The organism is Virgibacillus oceani (assembly GCF_014638995.1).
Lineage (GTDB): Bacteria > Bacillota > Bacilli > Bacillales > Amphibacillaceae > Virgibacillus_E > Virgibacillus_E oceani.
In genome coordinates, this window is sequence record NZ_BMFR01000001.1 from 468,631 (window position 1) to 482,456 (window position 13,826).

Sequence of the window (13,826 nt, forward strand, 5' to 3'; positions counted from 1 at the left end):
TAAAAATAAGCGAAATGGTAATCCTAAAGTTATATTGACTTTTGGAGGTAAGGGTATGAAAAAATACGTATTAATTTTCAGCATGGTTTTATCTTTACTATTCGTTACAGCAATCCCTGTGTTAGGTGATGAAAAAAATGAGGGTGATGCTAATCAATTAAATCTTGCACCGAATGCAAAATCAGCGATACTTATTGAACGTGATACCGGAAAGCTGTTATATGATAAAAATGCTCACGAAAAACTTCCCCCGGCAAGCATGACTAAAATTATGACACTGCTATTGATTATGGAAGCAATTGACCAAGGTAATTTAAAACTAGATGAGAAAATTCGTGTTAGTGAACGTGCTGCATCTATGGGAGGGTCCCAAATATTTCTTGAAGCTGGAGAAGAAATGACAGTAGATGATTTGTTAAAGGGTGTTGCTATTGCCTCAGGAAATGATGCAAGCGTTGCCTTGGCTGAAAGAATAGCTGGAAGCGAAGAAGCCTTTGTTAAAAAAATGAATGATAAAGCAAAAGAATTAAAACTTAAAAATACACACTTTCAAAATACGACAGGCCTGCCTGCTGAAGATCACTACAGTACCGCATATGACATGGCAATTATGGCCAAAGAATTATTAAAATACGAAACTATAACTAATTACACATCAAAATATGAAGATTATTTAAGAAAAGGAACAGAAGACGAATTTTGGCTGGTCAATACAAATAAATTAGTCAAATTTTATCCCGGTGTTGATGGATTAAAAACAGGGTACACAAATGAAGCAAAATATTGTTTGACAGCAACAGCGGAAAAAGAAAATATGCGGGTTGTTGCAGTAGTAATGGGGGCAAAAACACCAAAGGAACGAAATGCAATGGTTAGCCAAATGTTAGATTACGCCTACAACCATTTTGCAACCAAAAAGTTGTTTGTAAAAGGACAGAAAATAACAAAGTTAAAGCTGTTAAAAGCTGAAAATAACAATGTGAATGTTGTGGCATCAGAATCAATTAGTACCCTTTTTAAGAAAGGTGATCCACCTAAAAATATTACCACATCAATTGAGCTTAAAGAGAATATGACTCTTCCTATGAAGAAGGGAGATGAGGTTGGAGTTCTTATCGTTAGGAAAGGAGGAAATGTTCTGTCAAAAACACCGTTAACAATTGATAAGGATATGACACAAGCATCTTTTTTCACATTATTTAAGCGTACAATTCAAGATATGGTGAAATATCACTAATTTGAACAAGTTTAGTCGAATTTTTTCTTCTTTTGTCAGGCGAGCAGGAATTGGCCTCTTAAATCAAGAATTAATCACATACACCGAATTGCGAGGAGGAGTATAAATGGGTCTTTCAGCTTTGTTTGATGTTAAAGAAGATGTCCTGATTGTAAGGCTGTCTGGCGAGTTAGATCATCATGAGTCAGAGGCATTACGTAATGAATGGAAAGAAAAGATGTATAGAAACCCTGTAAAGAATGTTGTGCTGAACCTTGAAGCTGTATCTTTTATGGATAGTTCCGGTTTAGGTGTCATATTAGGAAGGTATAAAGAAGTGCTGCAATTAGGCGGAGAGCTGGTGGTCTGTTCTGTTTCACCACCAGTAAACCGTTTATTTGAAATGTCAGGGTTATTTAAAATTGTTCGTCTGGAGGAGAATGAACATTATGCATTAGTTACTTTGGGGGTGGCTTCATGAAAAATGAAATGTCCGTGGAATTTTCTAGTGTCAGTGAGAATGAATCGTTTGCAAGAGTGACAGTAGCGGCTTTTGTTACACAATTAGATCCAACCATGGATGAGCTAACTGAGATTAAAACTGTTGTTTCAGAAGCAGTTACAAACGCTATTATACATGGTTACAACAATGAGCCCAACCACAGGGTCACAATCAAATGCACCATCCAGGATGAAGATTTTGAATTAACGATAAAAGATACAGGTATTGGAATAGGTAATGTTGAAGAAGCACGACAACCGTTGTATACATCTAAACCAGAATTGGAAAGGTCTGGAATGGGCTTCACTATTATTGAAAATTTTATGGATTCCGTTAATGTTATCTCATCACCCAATGCTGGAACAACGGTACACATGACAAAACAATTGACGAAAAATAAAACGGTTTGTAAGTAGAGGGATGCCTATGGATGTAAATGTAAAGCATCTCAACCGAAAGAAACCCTTAACCGATGAGCAGGTAAAAGAATTTATCTATAAAAGTCAACAGGGTGATAAAGAAGCCCGTGACTTTTTAGTTGAAAAAAATATTCGTCTTGTTTGGTCTGTTGTTCAACGATTTATAAACCGTGGGTATGACCCGGATGACTTGTTTCAAATAGGTAGTATTGGGTTAATAAAATCAATCGATAAATTTGATCTATCGTATGATGTTCGTTTTTCTACGTACGCTGTACCAATGATCATTGGCGAAATCCAAAGATTTATTCGGGACGACGGGAGTATAAAGGTCAGTCGTTCTTTAAAAGAAATCGGGAATAAAATACGAAAGAAAAAGGATGAATTAACGAAACAGCTTGGAAGATCTCCAACAATTAATGAAATAGCAGATGGCTTGGAGATCTCACCTGAGGAAGTAGTCCTTGCGCAAGAAGCCTCCAAATCACCACATTCAATTCATGAAACTGTTTTTGAAAATGATGGTGACCCAATAACTTTGTTAGACCAGATTGCCGATCAGGATACCAGATGGTTCGATAAAATAACATTACAGGAGGCTATCAGAGACTTAAGCGAGAGAGAAAGGCTAATCGTATATTTACGCTATTACAAGGATAAAACACAATCTGAGGTGGCAGAGAGACTTGGTATATCACAAGTACAGGTATCCCGTCTTGAGAAAAAAATTTTACATGATATGAAAGAAAAAATGGATACGTAAAGCCAATAGTGCTTGTTAAATCATCACATTATAGTGATGATTTTTGTTTTTTTCGTGATAAAAAATAATATAAAACAAATACTAATTAATGAAAGTCATAGGAGAGGATGTGATCCACATGAGTGAGATTGTTTATTTGCGAATGAAGAAAAATGTGGAATTGACCGGATTGCAGACAGTCCAGCTCCGACACATTGCCCTACTATCAACCATTTCAAACCATAAGCATGACTTAGAAAAAATTACGTTATATCGTATTTCTAAAGAAGATCGGAATATTGTAATTATCGACAGCTTTTTGGTAATTGATCATTTAAATCGCTTATACCCCGATTTAGAGTTTCAGCTATTAGGGCCAAACCAAACAATCATACGGATTACAAAGCAAAAGAAGGCACCATCGATAATAATAGTATCATTTGTTTGGCTTCTATTATTTATTGGTACCGCAATGACCATTATGAACTTCCATTATGATGTTAGTATGCAGGAAGTACAGCAAAAACTGCATTATTTATTAACAGGTGAATATGATGAATATCCATTGTGGATTCAAATACCATATTCATTTGGTCTGGGAATAGGGATGCTGTTATTTTTCAACCATTGGTTTAAAAAGCGATTCAACGAGGAACCAAGCCCACTTGAAGTTGAGATCTTCAATTACCAGCAGGATCTTGACCAATATGTCAGCTATTATGAGAATAAATTAAATGATAACAAACCTATTCATTAATCTGGCCGAATTTATTATAGGGTTTGCAGGAGGACTTGCTGTCGGGGGCGGTTTTGTAGCTTTTTTAACAGTTTTAGGAATCATCCCCAGATTAATTCAATTAAGCAAAACACATCGTTTGCTTCACGTTTATGGAGCATGTGTCATTGTTGGTTCAATATTTGGAACATATATTTCATTTACAAATATAACCTGGAATCAGCCTATTGTAATTTTAATACTATGGGGTGGTCTGCACGGAATATTTAACGGTATGCTTGCAGCGGCATTAACAGAGATTTTAAATGTATTTCCATTATTATCTAAACGCATTGGATTAGATGGACACTTATTGTGGTTATTAATGGCGATATTTTTTGGGAAAATAGCTGGATCGTTGTTTCAATGGATGTATTTTGTAAAGTGATCAGGGTTTAGACTGGAGTGAAAGATATTGAAAACAAAAGATAAAAGTCCAATTTCACCTAATATAAATGAAACAGAAGCATATATGAAAGAAAGGGTCGGGGTTAATACATCATTTGATCTCGGTTTTCGGGAAATCATAATTTTAAAAAATAAGGTTCAACTGTATTATTTGACGGGTCTGTGTGATTCATCCATTATTCTGCAAATATTAAAGGTACTAGTAGAAATAAATGATAATGAGAGAAATAAAAATAAGATTCCGGAGATTATCGAAAACAGGCTGATTCATCAGCAGGTAAACCGTATAAAATCAATGGATGAAGCGGTTGATCAAATGCTCTCAGGGCTAATTGTCGTATTTGTAAATGGAGAAAGAGAAGCGTTTGTCATCGATGTCCGTCATTATCCTGGCAGAACACCAGAAGAACCTGATACGGAACACGTTGTGCGTGGATCCAGAGATGGCTACACGGAAAATATTATTGAAAATACAGCACTGACGAGAAGAAGGATACGTGATGCAAGATTACGTCATGAAATGTTAAAGGTTGGGGAGCGTTCCAAAACAGATGTATGTGTATGCTATCTGCAAGATGTGGTTGATGAAGGTCTAGTTAAGTTAATTAAGAAAAAAATAAGAGAAGTAGAGATTGACGGCATCACGATGACGGATAAAACACTTGAAGAATTTATGATTAAGCGAAAATGGAACCCATATCCAATGGTAAGGTACACGGAAAGACCAGACGTTGCTGCTCATCATATTTTAGAGGGACACGTACTAATTATTGTTGATACATCACCAAGTGTTATCATTTTGCCAACAACTTTTTTTCATCATGTTCAACATGCAGAGGAATATCGACAGGCACCTTCAATTGGAACATTTATTCGCTGGACACGTTTTTTAGCGATATTAGCGTCAATATTTTTATTGCCCTTTTGGCTTTTGTTCGCAATGGATCCTAGTCTTTTACCGAAGGAACTTTCCTTTATTGGTCCAAATGACGAAGGGAATATTCCGATATTTATTCAGATTATATTAGGGGACCTCGGTGTTGAATTTTTAAGGATGGCAGCTATTCATACCCCTACTCCATTATCAACGGCGATGGGATTAATTGCTGCCGTATTAATTGGTCAGATCGCAATTGATGTGGGAATGCTTAGTCCAGAAGTGATTTTGTATGTATCCATAAGTGCAATTGGTTCTTATGTAACACCAAGTTATGAATTAAGTGTTGCGAATAAATTAATTCGGCTCATTTTAATATTGCTGACAGCAGCATTTGGATTATACGGTTTTGCGATTGGGTTTACATTGTATATTTTATTTCTGGCGAATTTAAAATCGTTAAGAACACCATATCTATGGCCGTTTATTCCATTTAATGGGAAAGCAATTCTGCATATACTGTGTCGAATTCCAGTACCATATTCTAATACCCGTCCAAGTATAGTACACCCTAAAAATGACTATCGTCAGCCAATTAAGAAATAATTACATTGGGACAAACTCGTATTTAGAGTTTGTCCTTTCGTTTTTTGTCACATTATGATAGAGTATTTTTAATTATTCGATATAGAGAGTTGGAACCAACAATGATCATAAATAATCATCCTTTTCAAGTAAACCAGAGGGGTCATTTAGAAATAGGCGGTATAGATACAATTGACCTGGCAAAGAAATACGGTACCCCATTGTATGTATATGACGTTTCTATCATTCGTGACAACTGTAAATCGTTTGTTAATACATTTAACGAACTAGATGTTCAAGCACAAGTTGCGTATGCGAGCAAGGCTTTTTCTTCGATTGCTATGCTGCAAGTAGTTAATCAGGAAGGCTTAAGTTTGGATGTTGTATCCGAAGGTGAATTATTTACAGCCCTGCAGGCAAATTTCCCACCTGAGAAGATTCATGTTCACGGAAATAACAAAAGTGTTCAGGAACTATCGATGGCAATCGAAAGCAATGTTGGGTGTATTGTTGTTGACAATTTTTATGAGATTGAATTGTTAGATCGTCTATTGAGAAGCTATAACAAGAAAATAGATGTCCTAATGCGGGTAACTCCGGGTATTGTGTCTAAAACGCATCAATATATTATGACAGGTAACGAGGATTCAAAATTTGGCTTTAATTTACAAAATGGACAAGCTGATAAAGCATTCGAACTATTGCACAACCATGAGCATATTCGGTTCAAAGGGCTGCACTGCCATATTGGTTCGCAAATTTTTGAGACGGATCGTTTCAAGACAGCAACTGACATGCTGTTTAAGCAACTGTCGAAATGGAAAAGTCTAGATAACTATGTACCGGAAGTTCTTAATTTAGGCGGAGGTTTTGGTATACGCTATACAGTAAATGATAAGCCTTTACAATTAAAAAATTATGTTGAAGCTTTGGTGTCTGCAGTTAAGCTGCATGCAGACGAACTCCATATACCAATGCCAGAGATCTGGATTGAACCAGGCCGTTCGATAGCGGGTAATGCGGGGATAACGCTATACACGGTTGGATCGATGAAGAAAATTCCGGGAATACGGGATTATATTTCTGTTGATGGAGGTATGACAGATAATTTAAGGCCCGCATTGTATCAGGCAAAATATGAAGGGGTAATTGCGAATAAAGCTAATCAGGCTGCTATACAAACTGTATCTGTTGCGGGGAAATGCTGTGAATCAGGAGATATGCTAATCAAGGACTTACCAGTACCTGATGTTGAAAATGGAGATATTTTTGCTGTGTTTTCTACAGGTGCTTATGGGTATTCTATGGCGAATCATTATAACCGATTTCCCAATCCAGCGGTTGTATTTGCGGAAAATGGCAAAGACAAATTAGTCGTTCGCAGGGAAACCTATCATGATGTAGTCAAAAATGATTTGTCCTATGAATAAATAGTTGAAAACGTATCTAGTTCTTTTAATAAACTTAAGAAAATGGTAAGATAAAATGGAACTTCTTCAGTATGATCCCTTTGATGCGGGTTTATTGCCCAAGGGACTAACTGGGATTTAACAAAAATTAAAAGGGGTCCTGAATTATGACAAAAAAAGGATACATTGTAATGGAGAATGGAAATAAAATTGAATTTGATCTTTACCCAGAAGCAGCACCTAATACAGTTGATAACTTTGAAAAACTGGCAAATGATAATTTTTATGACGGTCTAACATTTCATCGGGTAATTGACGGTTTTGTTAGTCAAGGTGGTTGTCCAAATGGAAATGGTACTGGTTCAGCAGGGTATACAATTAAATGCGAAACGGATGGGAACCCGCACAAGCATGTAGAGGGTACATTATCAATGGCACACGCGGGTAAAGACACTGGAAGCTGTCAATTTTTCATCGTTCATGAACCGCAGCCGCACTTAAATGGAGTTCATACAGTATTTGGACAAGTTACATCAGGTATGGACTATGTCAAAGCAATGCATAACGGAGACGTTATGAAAGAATTAAAAGTTTTTGAAGCATAATACTATACCAATTGCTTTGGGACGTGTTTTATGGATACATATTTAATAGCATATCTTATACTATTGATAGCACCTGTCAGTACAGTTATTCATGAACTCGGACATATAATTGGAGCAAAATTGGTAAAAGCAGATTCCGTAACTCTTTCGATTGGTTCAGGAAAAAGTGTCTGTAAGTTTAACATTAAACGGCTTCATATTAGGCTGCATGCTTTATACTTTATAGGTGGCATTGCATATAGTGAAAGAAGTATCCCATATAAAACTGGGGAAATTATTTGGATAACATTATGTGGGCCAGTGTTTAATGGGATTTTTGCAATGCTCGTGTCTGTTTTATTCGATTTAACAAACGGATTCTATCAGTTGCTTGTTTTATTTAATTGCTGGCTGGCAATTGTAAATATTATTCCATTTAGACTAAAGGAAAAGCAGTCTGACGGATATACAATTATCCAAACAATCTCCAAGAGAAAAATAAAGAACAAACAGTAGTATGACATGTGCAAAGTCTGTTAATGCTGATAAAGGATGAAAAAGTTTTGAGCCAACGTAAAAAAAATTGGATATTATTTACCATATTACTTATTGCAGGGATAACATGGGGAATTATATATTGGAATGTATTTGTTTTTGATTAAACCGATTTGACAAATGTGGCGTGATAGGGCATAAATATATATACAACTCTCACGGGGATAAATTTATAAATGGTACAATGGTAAGACAAAATATTGGTTAATAGTTGTTGGATGTATCTTTCTTTTATCCATGGTTGGTAAGCTATTTTCTTAATGAGGGGTATCTATGTTAATTCGTTATAAAAAGAATCTGGAAAAAATTGCAATGGGATTATTATCTTTTATGCCTGAAGAAAAAGATGTAAAAAAGTTGCAGCAAACAATAAAAGAATATGAAACAAATCCTGACTGGCATCTCTATTTGTGGAAAGATGACGACATATTAGGTGCAATCGGATTACGAATAGAAGATGGCATTAATGCAGTAATTCAACATATATCTGTTAATCCATCACACCGAAACTCGGGGATTGGCAAAAAAATGGTTGGTGAAGTCAACAGGCTTTATAATGATAAATATGCTGTCTGTGCTGACGATATAACCCAGCAGTTTTACAGTAAGTGTGATGAAAATGAAGATAAAGATTAATAAACAAAAGTCCAGCCCTATTAACTAAAGGGCTGGTTTTTTGTGAAAAATGCGGATAGTTTTCCATCAATTTCAAATCATTGCCGCCGCTTACAAAACTACATCCAAGCAGCACCAACGATAATGAGAAGAATAAACAATACGACGATTAACGCAAATCCACCGCCATAATTACCACCCATAATGAAATTCCTCCTTTTCATCTTTACGAATAAATGTTTAGTAACATTTATCTTACGTTAATAACTTATGTTGAAAATGTCTATAATGTATAGGCGATTATGACAAGGAATTTATTTTTTAAATTTATTTGTTTCTATTTGATGGTAATGTGAATGGGAGTATATATTTTTTGAAGGGAAGAAATGAAAATGAATCAAGCCTATCATGTAAAAATAGATTCTTTTGAGGGACCGCTTGATTTATTATTGCATTTAATCAACCGATATGAAATTGATATTTATGACATCCCTGTCGCTCAAATTACAGAACAGTATATGCAATATATACATACAATGCAACACTTAGAGTTGAACATAGCAAGTGAATATCTTGTAATGGCAGCTACATTACTCGCAATTAAAAGTCAGATGCTGCTCCCAAAGCAAGAAATTGACGAAGAATTCGATGACTATGATGAGGATCCAAGGGAAGAACTAATGCATCGCTTAATTGAATACCGAAAATATAAGGAAGCAGCAGATCATTTAAAGGAAAAGGAAAATGATGCGAATCAAATTTTTACAAGACCTCCAGTTGTTTTTGACGAAATCGAAATGAAGCATCCAGTAATACAGGGGGATATTTCGATTTATGATATGCTTGGGGCTCTAGGGAAAATGCTTGAGCGAAAAAAATGGACACAACCACTGGATACCAAAATCAAACGAGTGGAAGTATCGATTGAACAGCGGATGTCTGAAGTTGTGAAAATTGTCAAAGCATCTAAACAGGGGATAACGTTTGACCGGCTTTTTTCAGAACGAACACGCTCTCATATCGTAGTCACCTTCATGGCATTACTAGAATTGATGAAGGATGCTCAGGTATACTGTAAACAAGAAAAACATTTTGAGGAATTATACGTATTTTATTTGGAGGATTAGAAGTGAGAATTACAGAGCTAAAAGCTGTTGTTGAAGGATTATTGTTTGCTAGCGGGGATGAAGGTATGACAATCAAACAATTATCCCGTATTTTAGAAGCTAATGATTCAACGGTTGAACATTTATTGGATGAATTAAAGTATGATTATGAACATACGGAACGTGGTATTATGATCATGCAATCTCATCATGTATTTCATCTGACAACAAAACCGGAACATAGTAGCTATTTTAAAAAATTATTAGAAACACCGCAAACCACACGGATGTCTCAGGCTGCATTGGAAACACTAGCAATTATTGCCTATCAGCAGCCAATTACGAGGACGGAAATTGAAGATATACGGGGGGTTAAAAGTGATAGACCCGTACAAACACTAGTATCCAGATCATTAATAGAAGAAATTGGGAGAAGAGAAGGAGCGGGAAGACCAATCCTATTTGGAACCACTAGAGAGTTTTTAACATATTTTGGACTTACTTCATTGGAGGAATTACCGCCATTGCCTGAAAATATGGATAAAGATGACATTGAACAAGAAGCAGATTTGTTTTTTGAAAAATTTAATCAGATTGATAGTGATATAAAATAAGTAAGAGCCCTGCAAAATATTGCGGGCTTTTTAATTTGGGCTTTTTACAAATAATATGGATAGTAAAATGCGTCATAGACTTTTTATGATTTTCTTTGCACCGCAGTTCCGTATATACACACGCTGTCACTTACATAGGCATATGTTACATGGAGGTGATTTTATGGAAAAGAGTAAACAATCATATCTGCATGAGCTTGTTCGGTGGGGGGATGAGACTAAAAACACGTTAAAGAATTCCTCTACCTCAGAAGACGTTTGTGACTATTGGTCTAATGAACTTGAAAGCTGGCAAAGAGAGGTAAAAGCTTTTATAAATACGGAAGGAAACGAGGAAGGATTTTTATTATTACGTAATGATGGACAGCAGTTATATAATCAAATAAAAAACGTGATCAATTCAAGACAACAAAACAATAGCGTCGGATATGGACAGCATAAGCTACCGCCATTGCCTTACGATTATAGCGCTCTTGAACCATATATAAGCAAAGAAATAATGGAATTGCATCATAATGTCCATCATCAAGCATATGTTGATGGACTAAATAAAGCTGAAAAAGCACTTTACGATGCAAAAAATAATAAAGAAATGAAACATTGGTTAAGGGAACAAGCATTTAATGGTTCCGGTCATAACCTCCATACAATATTCTGGTACAACATGACACCAAACTCCGGTAAAAAGCCGATAGGAGAAATTGCTAAAAGAATAAACCAGGATTTTGGTTCTTGGAGATCGTTTAAGGATATGTTTACGAAAGCTGCTGCGTCGGTTGAGGGAGTAGGATGGGCGGTTTTAGCATGGAATCCAAGGAGTGGCAGATTAGTAATACAAACATTCGAGAAACACCAACAATTTCAATACGCAGACATTATTCCTCTTTTAGTATTAGATGTTTGGGAACATGCTTATTATCTGCAATATAAAACGGATAGAAATGCATATATAACAAATTGGTGGAACGTAGTAAATTGGAAGGATGTAAATAATAGATATGTAGAAGCTAAAAAAATTATTTGGCCACTCTATTAATAGATTACGTGTTGTTTAGGCTTCCTTTCGTATGAAACTTTTGCTTTGACAAAAATATAAATTCATATTGATAGTTGTCCCGCATAATATATACAGACACAATATCTGCGGGAGGAAGCCCACTATGCGTTTTTATGTAATTACTATGTTGGCAGTTTTACTGTTTAGTATTTTTCACCCAACAATTGGACATGCCAAGCCAAGTGTTTCAGCGAATAATGCTGTATTAATCGAACAATCTTCGGGAAGAGTACTGTTTGAAAAAAATGCCCATGAAAAACGTCCAATAGCCAGTATCACAAAAATAATGACAGCAATCATAGCGATTGAATCCGGAAAAATGAACGAGATGGTGACAACGAGTAAACGAGCAGTGTACGCTGGTGGGTCATCCATTTATTTAGAACAAGGTGAAAAAATGAAACTAAAAGACCTTGTTTACGGCTTAATGCTCCGTTCGGGAAATGATGCAGCCGTTTCCATTGCCGAACATGTTGGGGGAAGTGTTGAAGGATTTAATTATTTAATGAATGAAAAAGCTAAATGGTTAGGGATGTCAAACACACACTTTGACAATCCACATGGCTTAGATTCTGAACAGCATTATTCAACCGCATATGATATGGCACTATTAATGAAATATGCCATGACCAACAAGGTTTTTAAAAAAATTACCGGCACCTCTTCCTATAAAGCAGAGACAAGACAATATGCATGGCGAAATAAAAATAAACTTCTTACCACTTATTATGAGTATTGTACAGGAGGAAAAACAGGCTTTACAAAAATATCCGGAAGAACATTGGTTTCTACGGCGCATAAAAATAATATGAATCTTATAGCCGTAACCTTAAATGCTCCGGATGACTGGAATGATCATATCGGTATGTTTGAGTGGGGTTATGATAACTTTAAAATGACATCGGTATTGAAAAAAGGGGCAAAAACTTATCAGCTTAATGGTACAGACAAGACTGCGGTTGGATATATTCAACACAATTTTACCTATCCTCTGCAAAAAGATGAGTTAGGCACAATTGAAAAGAAAATATATATAGTGCAAAACAGTAGTCAATTAGATGATCCTATTATCGGTAAAACGATTTTCTATTTAAATGAAAATCCTATTAATGCGCTCCCTATTTTTAATCAAGAGCAGCAAGAACAAACGGATGGATTGTTTATGGAAATAATGTCGGTATTTAAAAAGATAATTGGGCTGAGTTAATATGGTTAATATTATTTGGGCATTAATGGCGATTATAGGTGTTATTTATGCAATGATTAATGGAACAATGGATCAGGTGAATAAGGCTTTATTTAAAAGTGCAGATGAGGCAGTAACCATCTCTATTGGATTAATCAGTATTCTCGTATTTTGGCTCGGTATTATGAAGGTAGCGGAAAAAGCAGGGATTTTACATATGCTAGCAAGAATATTTCGACCTGTTGTTTTAAAATTGTTCCCAGATATTCCAAAAGATCATCCGGCGATAGGGTATATACTGTCCAATTTTACCGCCAATATGTTTGGTTTAGGAAATGCAGCAACTCCGATGGGAATTAAGGCAATGGAACAAATGAAACAATTAAGTGGTACTGATACAGCATCAAGGTCGATGATAACCTTTTTGGCATTAAATACCTCCAGTTTAACAATTATTCCAACGACTGTTATTGCTATTCGAATGCATTATAATTCTGCATCACCAACTGAAATTGTAGGTACAACAATCGTAGCAACAGTTATTTCAACCTTGGGTGCAATCGTACTTGACAGATTCTTTCATTATAGAAGTCTTAGGAGGGAGTAAAGATGGCTGTAATTTCTTTAATCAGCACATGGTTAATACCGTGTTTTATATTACTCGTTCTTATTGTAGCTTCATGGAAACGTATACCCACATACGAAATATTTGTAGAAGGGGGGAAAGAAGGTGTCAAAATGGCATTTACTTTACTTCCCTTTTTAGTAGGTATGATTGTTTCCATATCTATATTGCGTGCATCGGGTGCTTTAGATGCTTTTGTTGGATTACTTTCTCCGTTATTGAGTTACTTCGGTGTACCTCCAGATATCGTACCACTTGCACTAGTAAGACCGATATCTGGAACCGCAGCATTGGGTGTTACGACTGAGATAATCGATTCATACGGACCAGACTCTTTTGTTGGAAGGTTAGCTTCAACCATGCAAGGAAGTACAGATACAACATTATACATTTTGACCGTTTATTTTGGGGCTGTCGGAATAAAGAAAATGAGGTATGCATTAAAGGTTGGACTATTAGCAGACTTAATTGGTATAATAGCCTCGATTGTAATAGTAACAATTATATTTGGACAATCGTAAAAGTAGCGTTAACGTTAGGTTAACGATTAA

The 13,826-nt window shown here is 35.8% G+C and carries 18 protein-coding genes; 17 read left to right on the top strand and 1 reads right to left on the bottom strand.

Annotated elements, in window-relative coordinates; genetic code table 11:
• Positions 1-55 precede the first annotated feature (55 nt).
• The 11 genes from IEV74_RS02425 to IEV74_RS02475 all read left to right on the top strand — a co-directional run bounded on the left by IEV74_RS02425 (position 56) and on the right by IEV74_RS02475 (position 8,708).
• Positions 56-1,237, top strand: a complete 1,182-nt coding sequence (locus tag IEV74_RS02425) for a D-alanyl-D-alanine carboxypeptidase family protein (protein ID WP_188453740.1) — start codon at positions 56-58, stop codon at positions 1,235-1,237.
• Positions 1,238-1,343: 106 nt separating this feature from the next.
• Complete coding sequence (spoIIAA, locus tag IEV74_RS02430) at positions 1,344-1,697, top strand: anti-sigma F factor antagonist (protein WP_188453741.1); 354 nt, start codon at positions 1,344-1,346, stop codon at positions 1,695-1,697.
• Positions 1,694-2,134, top strand: a complete 441-nt coding sequence (gene spoIIAB, locus IEV74_RS02435) for an anti-sigma F factor (protein WP_188453742.1) — start codon at positions 1,694-1,696, stop codon at positions 2,132-2,134. Before spoIIAA ends, spoIIAB begins: the two co-directional genes overlap by 4 nt.
• A 10-nt stretch (positions 2,135-2,144) precedes the next feature.
• Positions 2,145-2,900 carry an RNA polymerase sporulation sigma factor SigF gene (gene sigF / locus IEV74_RS02440; protein WP_188453743.1) on the top strand — a complete coding sequence of 252 codons (756 nt, stop codon included), beginning with the start codon at positions 2,145-2,147 and terminating at the stop codon, positions 2,898-2,900.
• Between the two features lie 118 nt (positions 2,901-3,018).
• Positions 3,019-3,636, top strand: coding sequence for a stage V sporulation protein AA (locus IEV74_RS02445; RefSeq protein ID WP_188453744.1), 618 nt, complete (start codon positions 3,019-3,021; stop codon positions 3,634-3,636).
• Entirely contained in the window at positions 3,614-4,042 is a 429-nt protein-coding gene (locus IEV74_RS02450) for a stage V sporulation protein AB (RefSeq protein ID WP_188453745.1), read from the top strand. The genes IEV74_RS02445 and IEV74_RS02450 overlap by 23 nt, the downstream gene beginning before the upstream one ends.
• A gap of 84 nt (positions 4,043-4,126) precedes the next feature.
• Positions 4,127-5,545, top strand: a complete 1,419-nt coding sequence (locus IEV74_RS02455) for a spore germination protein (RefSeq protein WP_188453962.1) — start codon at positions 4,127-4,129, stop codon at positions 5,543-5,545.
• Between the two features lie 101 nt (positions 5,546-5,646).
• The gene (gene lysA, locus IEV74_RS02460) at positions 5,647-6,954 is read left to right on the top strand and encodes a diaminopimelate decarboxylase (RefSeq protein WP_188453746.1); all 1,308 of its coding nucleotides are present in this window, start codon (positions 5,647-5,649) and stop codon (positions 6,952-6,954) included.
• Between the two features lie 146 nt (positions 6,955-7,100).
• Complete coding sequence (locus IEV74_RS02465) at positions 7,101-7,538, top strand: peptidylprolyl isomerase (protein WP_188453747.1); 438 nt, start codon at positions 7,101-7,103, stop codon at positions 7,536-7,538.
• Between the two features lie 30 nt (positions 7,539-7,568).
• The gene (locus tag IEV74_RS02470) at positions 7,569-8,033 is read left to right on the top strand and encodes a site-2 protease family protein (protein WP_188453748.1); all 465 of its coding nucleotides are present in this window, start codon (positions 7,569-7,571) and stop codon (positions 8,031-8,033) included.
• Between the two features lie 312 nt (positions 8,034-8,345).
• A complete protein-coding gene (locus IEV74_RS02475) occupies positions 8,346-8,708 on the top strand; it encodes a GNAT family N-acetyltransferase (protein WP_188453749.1) in 363 nt (120 codons plus the stop codon).
• A 98-nt stretch (positions 8,709-8,806) separates the two neighbouring features.
• Here IEV74_RS02475 and IEV74_RS02480 read toward each other — a convergent pair whose 3' ends face one another.
• A complete protein-coding gene (locus tag IEV74_RS02480; RefSeq protein ID WP_099158412.1) occupies positions 8,807-8,890 on the bottom strand; it encodes a YjcZ family sporulation protein in 84 nt (27 codons plus the stop codon).
• A gap of 189 nt (positions 8,891-9,079) precedes the next feature.
• Here IEV74_RS02480 and IEV74_RS02485 point away from each other — a divergent pair, with 189 nt between their 5' ends.
• The 6 genes from IEV74_RS02485 (at position 9,080) to IEV74_RS02510 (ending at position 13,796) form a co-directional block, all read left to right on the top strand.
• Complete coding sequence (locus tag IEV74_RS02485; RefSeq protein ID WP_188453963.1) at positions 9,080-9,814, top strand: segregation/condensation protein A; 735 nt, start codon at positions 9,080-9,082, stop codon at positions 9,812-9,814.
• Between the two features lie 2 nt (positions 9,815-9,816).
• Positions 9,817-10,407: an SMC-Scp complex subunit ScpB gene (gene scpB, locus IEV74_RS02490; RefSeq protein WP_188453750.1), complete on the top strand. Its 591-nt coding sequence runs from the start codon at positions 9,817-9,819 to the stop codon at positions 10,405-10,407.
• Between the two features lie 163 nt (positions 10,408-10,570).
• Positions 10,571-11,443 carry a superoxide dismutase gene (locus IEV74_RS02495; protein ID WP_188453751.1) on the top strand — a complete coding sequence of 291 codons (873 nt, stop codon included), beginning with the start codon at positions 10,571-10,573 and terminating at the stop codon, positions 11,441-11,443.
• A gap of 124 nt (positions 11,444-11,567) precedes the next feature.
• On the top strand, positions 11,568-12,671 hold the full coding sequence (locus IEV74_RS02500; RefSeq protein WP_188453752.1) for a D-alanyl-D-alanine carboxypeptidase family protein: 1,104 nt from the start codon (positions 11,568-11,570) through the stop codon (positions 12,669-12,671).
• Between the two features lies 1 nt (position 12,672).
• The gene (locus IEV74_RS02505) at positions 12,673-13,257 is read left to right on the top strand and encodes a nucleoside recognition domain-containing protein (protein WP_188453753.1); all 585 of its coding nucleotides are present in this window, start codon (positions 12,673-12,675) and stop codon (positions 13,255-13,257) included.
• Positions 13,258-13,259: 2 nt separating this feature from the next.
• Positions 13,260-13,796 carry a spore maturation protein gene (locus IEV74_RS02510; protein ID WP_188453754.1) on the top strand — a complete coding sequence of 179 codons (537 nt, stop codon included), beginning with the start codon at positions 13,260-13,262 and terminating at the stop codon, positions 13,794-13,796.
• Positions 13,797-13,826: the final 30 nt, after the last annotated feature.